Annotated in this window: 14 protein-coding genes; 8 read left to right on the top strand and 6 right to left on the bottom strand. The window is 60.7% G+C overall.

The features are described from left to right. Window positions 1-5: 5 nt before the first annotated feature. Window positions 6-383, bottom strand: coding sequence for a DUF7522 family protein (locus tag ACR3FE_RS19995; protein ID WP_458209296.1), 378 nt, complete (start codon window positions 381-383; stop codon window positions 6-8). A 505-nt stretch (window positions 384-888) separates the two neighbouring features. Between ACR3FE_RS19995 and ACR3FE_RS19990 the strand changes: the two genes are divergently transcribed. Further along, complete coding sequence (locus tag ACR3FE_RS19990) at window positions 889-1,170, top strand: hypothetical protein (RefSeq protein ID WP_458209294.1); 282 nt, start codon at window positions 889-891, stop codon at window positions 1,168-1,170. A gap of 109 nt (window positions 1,171-1,279) precedes the next feature. On the opposite strand, the gene ACR3FE_RS19985 is transcribed toward ACR3FE_RS19990, so the two are convergent. Then, window positions 1,280-1,669, bottom strand: a complete 390-nt coding sequence (locus ACR3FE_RS19985; RefSeq protein WP_458209292.1) for a DUF7344 domain-containing protein — start codon at window positions 1,667-1,669, stop codon at window positions 1,280-1,282. A 239-nt stretch (window positions 1,670-1,908) separates the two neighbouring features. Between ACR3FE_RS19985 and ACR3FE_RS19980 the strand changes: the two genes are divergently transcribed. The 3 genes from ACR3FE_RS19980 (at window position 1,909) to ACR3FE_RS19970 (ending at window position 4,919) form a co-directional block, all read left to right on the top strand. Beyond that, the gene (locus tag ACR3FE_RS19980; RefSeq protein WP_458209291.1) at window positions 1,909-2,910 is read left to right on the top strand and encodes a Cdc6/Cdc18 family protein; all 1,002 of its coding nucleotides are present in this window, start codon (window positions 1,909-1,911) and stop codon (window positions 2,908-2,910) included. A 180-nt stretch (window positions 2,911-3,090) separates the two neighbouring features. Beyond that, window positions 3,091-4,473: an aspartate aminotransferase family protein gene (locus ACR3FE_RS19975; protein ID WP_458209290.1), complete on the top strand. Its 1,383-nt coding sequence runs from the start codon at window positions 3,091-3,093 to the stop codon at window positions 4,471-4,473. A gap of 56 nt (window positions 4,474-4,529) precedes the next feature. Continuing rightward, window positions 4,530-4,919 carry a Rid family detoxifying hydrolase gene (locus ACR3FE_RS19970; protein WP_458209289.1) on the top strand — a complete coding sequence of 130 codons (390 nt, stop codon included), beginning with the start codon at window positions 4,530-4,532 and terminating at the stop codon, window positions 4,917-4,919. 15 nt (window positions 4,920-4,934) lie between these two features. On the opposite strand, the gene ACR3FE_RS19965 is transcribed toward ACR3FE_RS19970, so the two are convergent. Then, window positions 4,935-5,588 carry a DUF8102 family protein gene (locus tag ACR3FE_RS19965; RefSeq protein WP_458209288.1) on the bottom strand — a complete coding sequence of 218 codons (654 nt, stop codon included), beginning with the start codon at window positions 5,586-5,588 and terminating at the stop codon, window positions 4,935-4,937. Window positions 5,589-6,129: 541 nt separating this feature from the next. Here ACR3FE_RS19965 and ACR3FE_RS19960 point away from each other — a divergent pair. Continuing rightward, complete coding sequence (locus ACR3FE_RS19960) at window positions 6,130-7,761, top strand: BCCT family transporter (RefSeq protein ID WP_458209287.1); 1,632 nt, start codon at window positions 6,130-6,132, stop codon at window positions 7,759-7,761. A gap of 89 nt (window positions 7,762-7,850) precedes the next feature. After that, complete coding sequence (locus ACR3FE_RS19955; protein ID WP_458209285.1) at window positions 7,851-9,191, top strand: aminotransferase class III-fold pyridoxal phosphate-dependent enzyme; 1,341 nt, start codon at window positions 7,851-7,853, stop codon at window positions 9,189-9,191. A gap of 48 nt (window positions 9,192-9,239) precedes the next feature. On the opposite strand, the gene ilvA is transcribed toward ACR3FE_RS19955, so the two are convergent. After that, window positions 9,240-10,508 carry a threonine ammonia-lyase gene (ilvA, locus tag ACR3FE_RS19950; RefSeq protein ID WP_458209284.1) on the bottom strand — a complete coding sequence of 423 codons (1,269 nt, stop codon included), beginning with the start codon at window positions 10,506-10,508 and terminating at the stop codon, window positions 9,240-9,242. Further along, entirely contained in the window at window positions 10,505-11,785 is a 1,281-nt protein-coding gene (locus ACR3FE_RS19945; protein ID WP_458209283.1) for an amidohydrolase, read from the bottom strand. The genes ilvA and ACR3FE_RS19945 overlap by 4 nt, the downstream gene beginning before the upstream one ends. A 132-nt stretch (window positions 11,786-11,917) precedes the next feature. On the opposite strand from ACR3FE_RS19945, the gene ACR3FE_RS19940 reads away from it, so the two are divergent. Then, complete coding sequence (locus ACR3FE_RS19940; protein WP_458209282.1) at window positions 11,918-12,895, top strand: NAD(P)-dependent oxidoreductase; 978 nt, start codon at window positions 11,918-11,920, stop codon at window positions 12,893-12,895. 7 nt (window positions 12,896-12,902) lie between these two features. Then, the gene (locus ACR3FE_RS19935) at window positions 12,903-15,989 is read left to right on the top strand and encodes an FAD-binding and (Fe-S)-binding domain-containing protein (protein WP_458209280.1); all 3,087 of its coding nucleotides are present in this window, start codon (window positions 12,903-12,905) and stop codon (window positions 15,987-15,989) included. A 21-nt stretch (window positions 15,990-16,010) separates the two neighbouring features. On the opposite strand, the gene ACR3FE_RS19930 is transcribed toward ACR3FE_RS19935, so the two are convergent. Beyond that, the gene (locus tag ACR3FE_RS19930) at window positions 16,011-17,189 is read right to left on the bottom strand and encodes a M24 family metallopeptidase (RefSeq protein WP_458209278.1); all 1,179 of its coding nucleotides are present in this window, start codon (window positions 17,187-17,189) and stop codon (window positions 16,011-16,013) included. Window positions 17,190-17,371: the final 182 nt, after the last annotated feature.

Genomic DNA, 17,371 nt, shown 5'->3' with positions numbered 1-17,371 from the left:
GACGACTAGACCGTCTCCACGCCCTCTTTGCACCGTCCGATGAATGATGAAAGATCGATAGGTGCATCAGAATCGACGCCGACAAACAAATCGGAGTTTTCGCTTCCGACGAAATGAAACATCAACGCGTCCTCGAAACCATGCATCGAGCACTCCAACGGGCCAGCTCGAAACAGATCCTCGAAACGGTCTTTCGATAACCCTTCGAGGATGAGATCCTGGTGGATGTCTTCGATATCGTCCCGCGTATACTGCGCTTCGACGTCAGGGCGGAGGTAGAAGACCTCGTAGCCGTCCTTGGTATAATGGCCGACAGAGCGCAGTCCATCGCCCATTTCGGTCTGGAGGGTCGAGACGATGTCCCTGTTTGGGCCTTCCATCATATGTCACGTAAATTATCGATATCCAATTCCACTTGTCTTTTTCGATTGTATTTGCCATATAGTGTAATAAGTTGAGTATATCGACAGGATAAACGATCATCTTTCCATCTCTTCCAACCGACGAGATTACGATTTCGTCGGCAGTGACCGGTGGTTCCAACCAGATACAGTCTGTCGTCTCCCACACTTCCTAACGCCTGGTCACTGGCGTGAGGATACCGACCAGCAGGATAGTGTCGAATCGCTCAGGCGGCATCCGAGCGTCGTCTCCGTCGCCGTATCTATCATTTTCAAATACTCCATGCGATTCAAATCGATGGATTAGTACTTGTCCAGAACGTACGATTGTAACAGTGTGTACGGACAGTCTACGGGAGCGTGAACTCGTGACGACGGGGCCGCAGGTACGTGCCGGTATGGGGGCAATCGGTCAGCGTCGAACACTCCTGATGCAAGGGAGGGCACGGAGAATCCGCGTTCGGCCAGGGGAGGTGCAACGATAGTCATGTTCGACCGATTCAAAAACAAGTCGAAGCGAACGGGCCGAGAGCGACCAGACCTCACCCGTGACCATCGTATCGAGATTCGATGCCCCGAGACCCTGGGATTGATCGCGACCGAGCATACAGAACCCGAATCCTGGGACTCGAACGTGAGAGATGGGGAAGGCATCGCAACGTACGACTGTCAGGAGTGCGGCGACGAGCATCGGTATCTCTGGGGGCCACCCGTTCCATTGCTCGAAACGGAGGGCGAAGACGAGCAATCCCTGTTCGGTGACGAATGAGTCGTTGAAATCGAAGATTCGTCGGTCGAGTTTCGACTGATTTCGAATCAGGATCCAGGTCGTCGAGTGACCAGTTTCCGAAACGAGGGTGTCGAGTACGAGGGTCAGATCAGTTCGTTTTCTCGGTTCGAATCCGGCTTAGCCATTCGTCGAGACGGTCGTCCTGACGATATCGAACGATTCGGTTCTCGTACTCGATGACCCCAACATCTGCGAGCTTCGGCAGATGGGCGTGAACGAGCGTTATCGATGGGTCGTCGGTCGGTCGAGCTGTCGATTCGTCGGTTCGGCGGAGGAGTTCTGTGAGTTCGTCGACGGTCGCAGTCCGGCCAGGAATCTCGCTAAGATAGCCGAGTATCTTCCGCCGCTCTCGGTTTGCGAGTATCTCGAACGTCGTGTCCAGCGAAAGTGAGACATCTCGGGTCACTGGTCGGTCGCTCTCAGCAGGAACATCTCCTCGTTTGGAGGCGTTCGCTTCCTCCCTCTCCTTGGTAGACATCCTCTTGCACCATATAGGTGGTTGATATGAAATTACGTAAGAGTTTCGCTGATATCACCGACACAATATTTCTATAAAAAAACATCCGACTGACCGCCTTCTTGCATTCACCCGATATATCCACTGGACCGATGCCGTTTTCGCGTTCCCGTTCGTTCGATGCCGGATTCGTGTATCGGAAGAATCGGAACCGACGCACTTCCGTTTATTATCTCGGAGGAAGTATCGGCGAATAGACCATGATCCGTGATGCTCGCGTCCTGCAGCCACAGTTCGTTCCAGAGGAGGTCGAGCATCGTAATTCCGAGGTCAACGCCCTCTCGAACACACTCAGACCGATCATGGACGGACAGACCGGCGAAACCTCCCTTCTACTCGGGCCATCCGGTGCGGGGAAGACCTGTATCGCCAACTACACGGTCGAACGCCTGCGCGAGAACGTCCTCGACATCGATACCCAGTACGTCAACTGCTGGCAGGAGTACACTCGATTCCAGGTGTTGTACCGAATCCTGGAGGGTATCGGCAAGACGGTCGATATCCACCGCCGGTCGACGCCGAAAGACGAACTCCTCGACCGATTGCAGGAGCACGACGGCCCGCAGTTCGTCGTCATCCTGGACGAGGTCGACCAACTCGAAGACAAGAGCGTCCTCTACGACCTCTACCGGATGCGGAACGTCTCGATGATCCTCATCACGAATCGGGAGGAGGAACTGTTCACGCAGCTCGACGGTCGCCTGACCAGCCGATTGCAGACCTGTGTCAGGATACCGTTCGAGAAGTATCACCTCGACGAACTCGTCTCTATCCTTCGCGCACGCGCCCAGCGGGGGCTCTCGGAAGACGCAATCGGAACTGAGCAGTTGAATCTGATCGCCGACGCTGCTGCTGGTGACGCACGGGTTGCCATCGGAATCCTTCGAAATGCGGCCCGGTGCGCCGACCAGACGGGGGAAGACCGGATCACGACCGAGATCGTCCGCGACGCAGTGCCGACCGGTCGCCACGAAGTTCGGCAGAAGACGGTCGAACAGCTCAATCCCCACCAGCGCGCCCTCTACGAGATACTACAGGATGAGGGAGAACTCGACCCTGGAGAACTCTACGACGCCTACACCGAGCGCGTCGACGACCCGAAGACGAAACGAACGGTTCGCAACTACCTCGCGAAGATGGACCACTACCGACTGGTCGTCGCCGATGGCAAGAATCGTGCCCGCACCTACCGCCCTCGGTGACTCTACCCTTCCGGATTCGAATCGGTTTGTAGCTTCGGTCAGGTCGTAAATTGGATACAGAATTTGTGTATTTCGATGTCGAAAATCGGTTCTTTAGTGTTTACCGTATTCAGTTATTGTTTACACTCTGTATAAAAATCGTGGATAAATTATTTATAACTGTTTCACATGGTATCCCGTATGACGGCAGGCCCACCCATCGACGAACTGCACTACGAGGACGTACCGAGTGTCGGTACCGTACCGGGGCCGAACTCTCGGGAACTGCTGGAGAAACAACGCGAGATCGACAGCAGTGCAGTGGCCTATCCCGAGGACATCCCGGTCGCGTTCGAAGAAGGCAAAGGCGCGACGATTCGTGATGCCGACGGAAACGCGTTCATCGACATGTTCGCAGGTATCGGCGTGCTGAACGTCGGACACGCGAACCCATACGTACTTGACGCGGTTCACGAACAGACGGACAAGCTCGTCCACACCGTCGATTTTCCGAGTGAAGCCCGCCTCGAACTCATCGAGAAACTCGACGAGATAGCACCGGGCGAGCTTCGCGGGAACAACCGGGTCGTCTTCGGCGGCCCGACCGGAAGCGACGCCATCGAAGCGGCGATCAAACTCGCCAAGTACAACACGGGCGGCGACGGTCTCATCGCCTTCCGAGGGGCCTACCACGGCGCGACCAGCGGCGCGATGAGCCTCACCGGGAACAAGGACTTCAAGGGCCACTACACCCCTCTCCTCTCAGATGTCGTTCACGCACCGTATCCGCACCCGTTCGGACAGGAGAAGACGCCGGAGGAAGCTGTCGACCACGCACTCGAAGAAGTTCGAGCGATCCTCGAAGACCCGTATGGTGGCCTGGCGAATCCAGCAGGCATCTTCGTCGAACCGATCCAGGGAGAAGGCGGCGTCATCGCACCTCCCGAGGGTTTCCTCGAAGGCCTGCGCGAGATCGCCGACGACAACGACGTGCTGCTGATCTTCGATGAGATACAGAGTGGTCTCGGACGTTCGGGGCAGTGGTGGGCCAGCGAGTGGTACGACGTGACTCCCGACGTGATGACGACGGCCAAAGCTCTGGGTGGGGTCGGCTTCCCACTCTCCGCGACGATCTATCACGAAGACCTCGACACGTGGGGGTCGGGCGACCACGCGGGCACCTACCGCGGGCACGTGGTTGCGATGCGTGCAGGCACCCGCGCGATCGAGTACATCCAAGACCACGACCTGCTCTCCCACGGACGCGACCTCGGTGCGTACATCCGTGACCGACTGCGCGAAACCGCAGCGGAAACGGGCAGACTCGGCGAGGTTCGCGGGAAAGGGCTGTTCGTCGGTGCCGAGTTCGTGGACGCGGGCGGTAGCCCGGACAGCGACACCGTCGCCGCAATCCAGCAGTACTGCTACGAACATGGCGTCCTCGTCTGGAAGGCCGGACGACACGGAAACGTCCTTCGGCTCCTCCCGCCGCTGGTTCTCACCGAGGAACTGGCCGAGACGGCGATGGACGTCATCGTCGAGGCCATCCACGAGGTCACGGCAGAACGACAGAGCGCCGCCTGAATCGCGTCTCTACCACAGAGTACAGTTTCGACACTCGACACGAGATATACACGACCATGAGCGACACCGACCGAATCATCACCGACGACGCACCGCGCAACGACAATCCGTACTCGCAGGGCATCCACGCTGGTGACACGCTGTACGTCTCCGGCTACGGCCCCGTCGACCCCGAAACCGGCGAGGACGTCGAAGGCGACATCCAGGCACAGACCGATCAGGTGTTGGACAACATCGCCGCCGTCGTCGACGAGGGTGGCGGCGATGGACTCGACGACGTGGTCAAGGTAACCGTCTATCTGACGAATCTCGACGACTACGACGAAGTCAACGACGCCTACGGCGCACGATTTGCCGGTGACCCGCCTGCGAGGGTCTGCGTCGAAGTCTCGCGCCTTCCGGGCGACGTTCACGTCGAGATGGATGCAGTGGCGTATCTGGGCTGACGAACGAAAAGGAGATCAGTCGTTCAGTTCTTCGATGCGCTGGTCGCGTTGTTCCGTCGCTGCGTTGACCTTCTCGATGAACTCGCTCATCTGTTCTTTCATCTCCGACCGCATGGAGGTTGCCGAGAAGTCCTCGGATTCGGCGAGGAGGCGGACGAACGCACGGAGTTCCTCGTCGGTGATCTCCTCGAAGTCACCGAATTCGAGTTTGTCGATGACCTCGTCGACGTCGATCTGGCCGACCGGGTCGACGTTGAAATCGACGGTGACCATGCGATAGTCCGACCCTGCGAGCTCTTGTTCTGCCTTGTTGACCCCTTCGGCGAGCATATCTTTGAACGGGGTGTAGTACCCCATCGTCCCGAGGTGGAGGAACGCGAGCATATCGGTGATACCCTGCGTATAGGCGTCTCGCGCATCGTCGTCCGGATTGAACACCGTCTCTCGGTCGCGGTCTTCGAGATGCTCGAAGAGGATCGTGAAATCGAGGATCGCGTTGCGGAGACGACGACGAATCCGATTCCGTTTCTGCTTCTTCGAGTGCTCGGTGTAATCCGACTTCCGTCCAATCAAGTACTCCCTGTCACTCGGTGTGAGGATGCCTCGGTCTCGATCCGCCGAGTAGGCGAGGCTGTCTGGAGATTCGGTTTCGTCGGAACCGTCGCTCATACACAGATTTTGTGTATGGGCAAGATTAAGGGTTACGAAGCATCCCACCTACACCGCACCGACTCGAACGAATCACAGGAATCGCTTGACTCACCGAACGACCGTTCTCGACGGCGGTCGTCACTATAACGGCGTCGTCGTTATCTTATCCCTATAAAGGGTTGTTTCAACCCTGTTTGTGTGGCATGGTACCCTCCATCCCGTCAGGCCTGCGCACGATTTTTCCTGTTGTAGGTGTACACAGAATGCGTTCTCAGACCAATTTTGTAAACATATACTGTAACCGATGGCACCAATATCCGTAATATTTATCAGGGTCTTTCACGATGGGTGTTGTGTATGGCACCGTACGGCATGGTCATTGAGAGCACACACTACCCATGAAATACGATCCACACGACCGCAATGAGTACGAACTGGTGAATCGACATTCGAGCACACGTTCTGAGCGGATCGGTTTGCGGTCGTCGGGGTGTGGAGATTCGACCGCCAACAAAGCGGGCGATAGATCGCCGAACCGCCACCGAGGGGGTAAGCACACATGAGTAGCCCCAACGAGAAGGGTGCATTCGCGGAGTTCTTCGACGAGATCGAACCGACGATCTTCGCGTTCGGTGCGGGAATCACTCTCCTGTTCGTGGCCGCTTTCGGGGTGAGTCCGGATGCGGCGTACAATACGGTTGACGGGGTACGGGTCTGGATTCTCGCACACTTCAACTGGTTCTTCCTCCTCGTGATGCTTGGGTTCGTCCTCTTCCTCGGGTTCCTCATCTTCGGCCCGTGGGGGAAACTTCGATTAGGAGACGAAGATCCCGAATACAGTTTCTTCTCGTACTTTGCGATGATGTACTCCGCAGGACTCGCGGCAGGCATCGTCTTCTGGGGACCGGCCGAGGCGCTATTCCACTATTCGTCGGTTCCACCGCTATATGACGTGCAGGCGAAGTCGGCAGCCGCGATGCCGGTCGCAGTCCAGTACTCCATCTTCCACTGGAGTCTCACCCAGTGGTCGTGTTTCACCGTGATGGGCCTCGGTATCGGCTACTTCGTTTACAACTATGACGCCCCGCTCAGGGTGTCGGCGGTGTTGACACCGATTCTCGGAGCCGACAACGTCGACGGATGGTTGGGCAAGACCGTCGACATCCTCGCGGTGTTCGCAACGCTAGGTGGTGTCGCCACCTCGCTGGGCTTCATCGGAAGCCAGTTCATCACGGGGCTTCAGTTCCAGTGGGGCATCCAACTCGGTGACATCGGAACCATCGCGGTCATCACCGGGATGACGGTCATCTTCACCGTCTCGCTGGTGCTGGGGGTCGACCGTGGTATCCGGCGACTCTCGAACTTCAATATGACCGTGTTCCTCCTGCTGATGGGTGCGACCCTGATCTTCGGCCCGACGATCAGGATCCTCGAACTGGGGACGCAGGCCACTGGTCGGTTCATCGCTGACTTCTTCCAGACGAGCCTGTTCACCCAGGCAACTCAAACCAGCGCGGACAAGTGGGCGAACTCGTGGACCGTCTTCTACTGGCTGTGGCCGCTGGCGTGGTCGCCATTCGCGGGTCTGTTCATCGCCCGCATCTCGCGCGGCCGGAGCGTCCGTGAGGTCGCGTTCGCCGGTATCGGAGCGACGTCGATGGCGACCATCCCGTGGTTCGTCATCGTCGGCGGGTCGGCAGTCATCATGCAGAACTCGGGTACTGCAAACATCCTCGGTCCAGTCACCAAGTTCGGTGAAGCGGTTTCTGGATACGTTATGTTCGGTGCCCTTCCCATCGTCGGTACCGTTCTTCTGTTCGCGTTCCTCGTCCTCGTGACGACGTTCTTCGTCACGTCGGCGGACTCCTCGACGCTGGCGGTATCGATGATGACGACCGGCGGGAAAGAGCATCCGTCCTCCGTCAACCGCATCTTCTGGGCACTGCTTCAGGGAACTGTCGCATCCATCCTGATGGTCATCGGTGGCGTCAGGGCACTCCAGTCGGCGGCCATCATCACCGGCGCTCCCTTCGCCGTCGTCTGTCTCGTCGCCATGCTCGGACTTATCAGAACCTTCCAAGACGAGCACGGTAGCGTCCTTCTCCAAGATCGAACGCAGTTCTTCGGCAAACCCAGTCGGAGCGACGAAACTGCAGGGCGTGCGAAGGTGGCAGGGCAGGACGACGACTGACCGCATCCGGCCCACCGGCCGACCCCACGGTCCTCCTCTCTCACGGAAACGATAACAAGTTTTAATAACGGTATATACGAACTTTGTGTATGGACAGGGACACGGCAGAACCCGACGTGGGCGCGTTTCCTGGGCCGAACGCGCAGCAGTGGATCGATTTTCACCACGAACATGCGGCACCGAGTGAATTCTCACACGAGTTCGTCTGGGACGTGACGGGCGAGGCGGACGGCCCGTTCGTCTCCGACGTCGATGGCAACGTCCTCCTCGATTTCACCTGTCACATCGGTGCGGCACCGCTCGGATACAACAACGAAAAGCTCCTCTCCAAACTACGCGAGTTCTCACTCGTCGAACCGATGAAGATCGCCGGACAGGACATGTACTTCGGCGCTGGCGAGGACCCGAAGACCGCCGACTTCCCGGCGTCCAGCCACCTCATCGAGAAGCTCGTCGACGTCTCCAGCCAGTACGGGATGGACACCGTCTTCCTCTCGAACTCCGGGGCCGAGGCCATGGAGAACGCGATGAAGATCACCCACGACCACAACCCACCCGCGAAGTACGCCTACACGTTCGACGGAAGCTTCCACGGTCGGACACTCGGTACCCTCTCTATCACTCGCTCGAACGAGGTGTACACGCGCCACTACCCCGAGATCGCGGGGGTTCGGACGGTTCCGTTCTGTGACGACCGCGACAGCACCCCCGAATCCTGTGACTGTGGATTCTTCACAGAAAACGGCTCACAGCTCCGGAACGCGCTCCAACCTGAGGGTGGCCACGTCAATCCCGACGAGATCGCGTTCGTCGTCGTCGAACCGATACAGGGTGTCGGCGGCTATCGGTTCCCAAGCACCGAGTTCATGGCCGAAGTGGGTGACGTCTGTGAGACCTACGACATCCCACTCGTCGTGGACGAGATTCAATCGGGAGTCGGTCGAACGGGCAAGATGTGGGCGTCGGATCACTACCCCATCGAACCCGACGTCATCGCCAGCGCGAAAGCACTCCGCGTCGGTGCGACCATCTCCCGGTCGGATATCTTCCCGGAGGAGAAGAACCGCCTGGGGTCGACGTTCGGCGGTGGCGACCTCCTCTCGTCTATGCAGGGCGCGTTTACGCTGGAGGCCATCGAAGAACACGACTTGCTCGCCAACGCGACGGAACGCGGCGAGCAGGCCAAAGAACTGCTCCGAGATGCAGCCTCACCACACATCGTCGACGTGCGCGGGAAAGGGCTGATGCTCGCCGTCGAGTTCGATACGCCGTATCGACGCGATTCGGTGGTCAAGGAGGCGCTGAAACGAGGGATGCTTACCCTCGGCTGTGAGAAGAAGACCATCCGCCTGCTTCCGCCCCTGGACTCGACCGAGCGTGAGATCGAACTCGGTATCGGTATCATGAACGACGCCATCGAAGCGGCGTGAGCGATTCTTCACTGTATTCTGACGGCTGGAATGTGACTCGAAGGTAACTCACTCATCGAGAGAATCGTCGCTAATCGCGATTCCATCCTGTTCGTCCAACGCAGTCAATACGTCGGCGAGAAGTTCCGGCCCACTACCTGCCACGCCGACAGTCACGGGTGTTCGATTCGGGTCGTCTGCGGCGGTTCGGCGGGCGCGCTCCAGCGCGTCGAGTTCCGCGCCGTGGTGCTCGACGATTTCCGTGAGGATATCGAGATCGGTCGGCCAGTCGGCGATGGAGAGGCGAGCCTCGACGTAGCGTCCGAGTTCCATTCGTCCAGTACGCGTGAGTTCACTGTGTTCGGAGAGGTTCACGTTGCCCCCGGAGACGACGACGGCGACGTGTTCGCCATCCACGTCCACCGCGCCGGAGAGCAGCGCCGCGAGCGGTGCTGCGCCAGCAGTCTCGGCGACGCTCTTGGCTCGTTCGGCGAGGAGCGTGACGGCGACGCTCATCTCCCGGTCGCTGACGCTGACCACGTCGTCCACGCGCTCGCCGACGACGGCGAAGGTCTTCTCCAGCAGGCGCGTGTCGGCGATCCCCTCCGCGACGGTGTCCACGTCCGGAAGTTCGTGTATCTCGCCGCGTTCGATCGACGGCTTGGCGTGGAACGCCCCCTCCGGTTGGACGCCGACGACTCGGATGTCCGTGTCGTGTGCCTCGAGCACGGTTGCGATACCGGAGATCAGTCCACCGCCGCCGATGGCGACCAGGACGGTGTCGAGTTCGGGGTACTGTTCTCGCAGTTCGAGTCCGACAGTGCCCTGCCCGGCGATGACGTCCTCGTCGTCGAACGGATGGACGAACGACAGTCCCTCCTCGTCGGCGAGATCGAGGGCGTACTCGTAGGAACGCTCGTAGATGTCGCCTTCGACGACGACCTCGGCACCATAGCCACGGGTCGCTTCGATCTTCGCGGCGGGGGTCACCTCGGGGACGACGATGGTCGTCTCGATGTCGAGCAACTGCCCCGCGAGGGCGACGCCCTGCGCGTGGTTTCCCGCACTCGACGCGACGACGCCGCGTTCGCGCTCCGCCGGTGAAAGTTGGGCCATCGCGTTGTACGCACCGCGGATCTTGAACGATCCGGTTCGCTGCATGTTCTCTAGTTTGAGTCCCACCGACGCCGCCCCGCTCCGCTCTGCGAACGTCGTCGAGCGGTCGAGTGGCGTTCGATGAACCACCGCTTCGAGACGGTCACGGGCGGCTTCCACGTCGGCGGCGGTGACGACCTCGTCGGCAGTCGGGCGGTCGCTGTTCGTCCGCTCGGAACTCATGACTCGTCTGCTGTGACGGACAGTATCGACCTCGTCAGCACGTCGACGCCGATACCGAGACTTCGCTCGTCCACGTCGAACGTCGGCGTATGGTGACTCGTCGGGTGGTCGGTGCCGACGATGAGATACGTCGTCAGGCCGCCTTCCTCCTTCACTCGCTGCATCAGGAAAGTGGCATCCTCACTCGCGCCGAAATCCGCAGTCGGGACGACCGATTTCACGCCATCGACGCCACGAGCCACGTCTGCCACGACGTCGACGAGTTCGGGATCGCTGTCGGCACGGGGAGATTCGCTCACGATGTCGATATCCACATCACAGCCGTGCATCTCCGCGGCGGACTCCAGCGTTTTCGTCAGGCGAGATTTCATGTACTCCTTGAGTTCGGTCGTCTCGCCGCGCGCTTCTGCCACGACGTGCGCGCGTTCAGCGATGACGTTGCTCGCGGTGCCTGCTTCAGCCTTTCCGAGGTTCACGCGGGTCATCCCATCCGAGTGGCGGGGGATACCGTAGGCGTTCTGGATGGCGGTGCCGAGCGCCTGCATCGCGTTATCACCCTCTTCAGGCGCTTTCCCCGCATGTGCCGACGTTCCCTCGAAGGTCGCATCGACGTGGCACATGGCGAGTGGGCGTTCGATGCCAGCGACGACTTCGCCGGTCGGGTGGTCGAGTCCGACGTGGACGGCGAACAAGTAGTCGATGTCGTCGACGAACCGGCTCTCGGCCATCGGATGGCCCCCACCCGACACCTCCTCGGCAGGCTGGAAGAAGACGACGAGTTTCCCCTCGAAATCGCTGTCTTTGATGGCTTCGAGGGTGGCGAGCCCCCACGTCATGTGTGCGTCGTGACCGCAGGCGTGCATCGTCCCGTCTCCTTCCGACCGGAACCCTTCGGCTACGGGTTCGTGGTCGTCTGCCGTCGATTCCTCGATGAACAAGGCGTCGATGTCGACGCGGAGACCGACCGTCGGCCCGGAACCCCGGTCGAGGACAGCGACGACGCCCGTGTTTCCGTTCGCCATCCGGTCGAGGAGGTCCGGGTCTGCGCCGCGCTCTCTCGCCTTTTCGTACCACCTGTCGATGTCGTCGTCTTCGGGGACGGCCATCCGGTCGTCGCTATCGTACACTTCGGTTCCGACGGCGAGTTCGTCGACGCCGATCGCCCGCAGTTCTTCGACGAGTCGGTGCGTCGTGTAGAACTCACACCACGCTGGTTCTGGATACCGATGGAACTCCCGTCGGACGTCGGTGAGTCGTCCTCGTACTGACTCTGCCATGCGTGAGACTGACACGCCCCATCCACTTAATTGTAAACGCTTTCCGTTGACTGCGACTACACAAAAGGACTAAGTTGGACTGTCACAATCGTTCGACCATCGATTCGCGTCAGCCGACGCGGTGGTGAGAGAATGAGTGAGAACCCCGATATCGTCGTCCTCCGCGAGGGGACGGAAGGACTCTCGATGGAATCGTACGCCGAGGAGTTGCGCCAGCGCCTCCCCGGGCGATCGGTCGCGCTCGCACGAACGCCGAAACAGGAACGCGAACTCGTCACCGACGCACGGGTCGTCACCGGCATCACCGTCGACGAAGACCTGCTCGCCCGTGCCGACCGACTCGAACTGTTCGCGTGCACGTTCGCGGGTACCGACCACGTTCCGATGGACGCCTTCGCAGAGCGTGGCATCGCCGTGACGAACGCTGGCGGCATCCACGCACCCGGTATCGCCGAGCAAGCCATCGGCAACATGCTCATCATCGCACGCCGCCTCCACGAAGGATGGCGACGCAAGCAACGTGCCGAGTGGCGGCACTTCCAGTCCGGTGAACTCACCGACAGCACCGTCACAGTCGTCGGTCTCGGCTCCATCGGCAAAGCCGTCGTCCAGCGTCTCCAGGGCTTCGAAGTCGAGACCATCGGTGTCCGATACACCCCGGAGAAAGGCGGTCCGACGGACGAAGTCGTCGGCTTCGAAGAGGAAGCCATCCACGACGCTTTCTCGCGGAGTGAGTACGTCGTCGTCGCCTGCCCGCTCAACGAGATGACGCGCGGACTCGTCGGTGAATCGGAGTTCGCGACGATGCCGACGGACGCCGTTCTCGTCAACACCGCGCGTGGGGGAATCGTCGATACCGACGCGCTCGTCTCGGCACTCCGGTCGAACAAGATTCGCGGGGCAGCTTTGGACGTGACCGACCCCGAGCCGCTCCCAGCCGACCATCCACTCTGGAACCTCGAAAACTGCCTCATCACGCCCCACACTGGGGGACACACGCCGCGCCACTGGGAACGCCTCGCGGACATCGTGGCAGAGAACGTCCCACGACTCGATACCGGAGAGACGCTAGAGAATCAGGTTCTCGCGCCGAAATCCGACGACGACTGACGAAACGATGGCATCACAAGACCCCAGACCCACCCGCGAGCGAAGGGACGTGAACGCCGACATCGATGCTGTCACGAACTCCGCTGCCGACCCAGCAGACGACTCACGAGCCGATTACGACTACGTTGGCGGTGACGTAACGCGCTCGGCCCTCGTCACCGACCTCAGCGCCCGCATCGAGGGCGACGTTCGATTCGACGAATACACCCGCCAACTGTACGCGACGGACGCTAGCGCTTACGAGGTGACGCCCGTCGGAGTCGTCCTTCCGGAATCGACCGCGGACGTGGCTGCCGTCGTCGAGTACTGCGCCGAACGCGAGATTCCCGTTCTCCCTCGGGGCGGTGGCACGAGTCTCGCCGGGCAAGCGGTCAACGAGGCGGTCGTCCTCGATTTCACCGTCGCCATGGACAGCGTCGTCGATATCGATCCCGACGACCGACGAGCGCGCGCACAGGCCGGAACCGTCCTCGCCGAGTTGAACGAAGCGGTCGCCCCACACGGACTGAAGTTCGCACCCGACCCCGCCGCCGGAAATCGGAGCGCGCTCGGCGGAGCCATCGGGAACAACTCGACCGGGGCGCACTCGTTGAAGTACGGCAAGACCGACGCCTACGTCGAGGAGATCGAAGTCGTCCTCTCGGACGGTATCGTGACGACGTTCGGCGAGGTGACCGTCGACGAACTCCGGGAGCGTGCCGACCCGGAGGGCGACCGCGAAGCGCGGATATACGACGCACTCCGCCACGTCATCGACGAGGAGGCCGAGGCGATACGGGAGGTGTATCCGCAACTCAAGCGCAACGTCTCGGGCTACAATCTCGACCGACTGGTGAAGGAAGCCGAGGAAGGACACATCAACGTAGCTCGCGTCTTCGCCGGGAGCGAAGGAACCCTCGGAATCATCACCGAAGCCACCGTCTCGCTCGAGCCGATTCCCGAAACGAAGTCGGTCGCACTCCTCACGTACCGCGATCTCCTCGACGCGATGGCCGACGTAGATACCATCGTTCGCAAGCACGACCCGGCGGCGGTCGAAGCCATCGACGACGTACTGCTCAACCTCGCGCGGGAGACCGAGGAGTTCGCGGAGGTCGCTTCGCGGCTTCCGGACGGAACCGAGACGGCACTGCTGGTCGAGTTCTACGCCGACTCGGACGACGAACGACGCCAGAAGGTCGCCGACCTCGTGGCCGACCGCGTCGGCGACGAATCCCCGGCGGACGACGATTCTGCCGCGGATGCAGCCACCGACGAACCCGATCGACAGGGTGCGTTCGCTGCGTTAGAAGCGTACGAGGACGACGAGCGTGCTCAACTGTGGAAGCTCCGGAAGAGCGGGATGCCTATCCTGCTCTCCCGAACGTCTGACGCGAAGCATATCTCGTTCATCGAGGACACCGCCGTCCCGACCGAACACCTCCCCGAGTACGTCGCGGACTTCCAGCAGGTGTTGACGGACAACGACACGTTCGCCAGTTTCTACGCCCACGCTGGTCCCGGCTGTATGCACATGCGTCCGCTCGTCGATACGAAGAGTCCGGCGGGCGTGAACCAGATGGAATCCATCGCGGATGCAGCGACCGATCTCGTCGTGGAGTACGGCGGGAGCGTCTCGGGCGAGCACGGCGACGGTCGCGCCCGTACCCAGTGGAATCGGAAACTGTACGGCGAACACGTCTGGGAGGTGTTTCGCGACCTCAAATCCGCCTTCGACCCCGACTGGCTCCTGAATCCCGGACAGGTCTGCGGCGACGTTGACATGACCGAGAACCTCCGTTTTTCACCCACCTACGAGTTCGATTCTGGGTTCGACCCCGTGTTGAACTGGGAGAACGAGAACGGGTTCCAGGGGATGGTCGAACTCTGTCACGGCTGCGGTGGCTGTCGCGGCGGCCAGGAAACGACGGGTGGTGTGATGTGCCCGACCTACCGCGCCGCGGACGAGGAGAGCCTCAGCACGCGCGGTCGGGCGAACATGCTTCGGCAGGCGATGAGCGGTGACCTCCCAGAGGGAGAGCAGTTCGATGCGGAGTTCATGCACGAAGTGATGGATCTCTGTATCGGCTGCAAGGGCTGTGCCCGCGACTGCCCGAGCGAGGTCGACATGGCGAAACTCAAAGCAGAGGTCGAACACGCCCACCACCAGCAACACGGTGCGAGCCTCCGCGATCGACTGTTCGCGAACATCGATCAGCTTTCGGCGTTCGGGAGCACCCTCGCGCCGCTCTCGAACTGGGCGACGAAACTGCCGGGGGTGCGTGCTGTCACCGAGAAAGTTCTCGGCATCGCCCGCGAACGCTCACTGCCGACGTTCCACCGCGAGAGCCTCGAAGACTGGTTCGAGAGTCGCGGTGGGGCACACGTTCCCGCGACGGAGGCGACCCGGAAGGTGCTCCTCTTTCCGGACACCTACACGAACTACAACCATCCCGAGGCCGGGAAGGCGACCGTCGAGGTGCTCGAATCGGCGGGCGTCCACGTCAGGATTCCCGACGACGTGACTGCGACGGGGCGTCCAGCCCATTCGAAAGGGTTCCTCGATATGTCTCAGTCCCGAGCAGCCCACAACGTCGGGGCGCTTGCACCGCACGTTGCCGATGGGTGGGACGTGGTGCTGGTCGAACCCTCCGACGCCGTGATGTTCCAGTCGGATTACCGCGACCTGCTCACTGGACAGGGTGTCGAGCGCATCGCCGCGAACACGTATGGCGTCATGGAATATCTCGACACCTTCGACCTGACGGACGACCTTGCATTCGGAACTCCCGACGAGCGACTCACGTACCACGGTCACTGCCACCAGAAGGCGACGAAGAAAGCGGGCCACGCGGCCACCGTTCTCCGTGCCGCGGGCTACGAGGTCGACGCGCTCGATTCCGGCTGTTGTGGCATGGCCGGCTCGTTCGGCTACGAGGCGGAACACTACTCGTTGAGCAGGGCCATCGGCAGCATCCTTTTCGACCAGATAGACGAAAGCGACGGAGACGCGGTCGTCGCACCTGGCGCATCGTGTCGAACTCAGATCGGAGACCGCAGGCGTGGAGACGACCCTGCCCATCCGATCGAAAAGGTAGCCAAAGCGATGCGATAGTTCTGGTCGGTCTTCGCCGCTTCAGGCGGTGAAGAGTTCTCGCGGGAACTCGGCTAACACCTCGGCACCGGTCGAGGTGACGCGGAACGTCTCGCTGAGTTCGACGCCGAAGTCGTCGAACCAGAGGCCCGGAATCATGTGGAACGTCATGTTCTCTTCGAGCACCGTCTCGTCACCGGGGCGGAGACTGGCGGTGTGTTCGCCCCAGTCCGGCGGGTAGCCGAGTCCCATGGAGTAGCCGATCCGGTCTTCCTTCTCGATGTCGTACTTTTCGATGACCTCTCGCCACGCCTTTTCGACCGATTCGGCGGTGACACCCGGTTCGACGTGGTCGATAGCGGCTTCGAGACCTTCGACAACGATTTCCGCCCGGTACTGCATCTCCTCGGGCGGCTCGCCGACGAAGGTGGTTCGCGCCAGCGGGGAGTGATACCGGTTCCGACAGCCGGAGAGTTCGATGATGACCGGGTCGCCGCGCTCGAAGGGGCGGTCGGTCCACGTGAGGTGTGGCGTTCCGGTGTGGTCGCCGGACGGCATCAACGGAACGATGGAGGGGTAGTCACCACCGAATTCGTCGGTGCCCCTGATGAGTCCGTCGTAGATCTCCGCTGCCACTTCGTACTCGGGGATACCCTCCCCGACGGCGTCGAGTCCGGCCTGCATCGCGTTCTCGGAGACGCGGGCGGCCTGGCGCATGTACTCCAACTCCGCTTCGGATTTGATGATTCGAACCCAGTTGACGAGGAGCGTCGCATCGTCGAACTCGGCGTCGGGGAGGTTCTTCTGAAGTCGGGTGTACGACTTCGCGGTGAAGTAGTAGGCGTCCATCTCCAGGCCGATGCGACCATCCGCGACGTCGAGTTCGTCCAGTATCTCCGCGAAGAAATCCATCGGATGGAGGTCGTAGGGCGACTGTACGTGGTCGTCGCTGTACGACCGGATGTTCTCCTCGGCGAGCCACGTCGTCGCGCGTGCACCGTTCGCGTCCATCTCTCGCCCGACCCAGACCGGTTCTTCGCGGTCGTGGGTGACGATGACGGCCTGGTGGACGTAGAACGACCACCCGTCGTAGCCAGCGAGATAGTTCATGTTCGCTGGGTCGGAGACGACGAGTGCATCCAAGTCCTCCTCACGCATCCGTTCTTTCGTCCGCGCTATCCGCCGTTCGTATTCGTTGCTGTCGAAGACGGCTTGTGGCATGACAACGTCACTCGAATAGTCTACCGGATATCGGTTAAGTTTTTTGTGTACGTTACAAACGGATTGTGTGTACTGATTCGTTCCCTCGAATCGTCATTGCACCTCCTCTCCTGTGCGTATCGGGCGAAATTTTCGGAATCGACAATCGGAACGGAACGTGGTGGTGCAGTCGAAGCACGCCA

Source organism: Haladaptatus rarus (assembly GCF_054177585.1).
The sequence above is the reverse complement of the archived record's forward strand: the minus strand, read 5'-3'. Positions and strand labels throughout refer to the sequence as shown.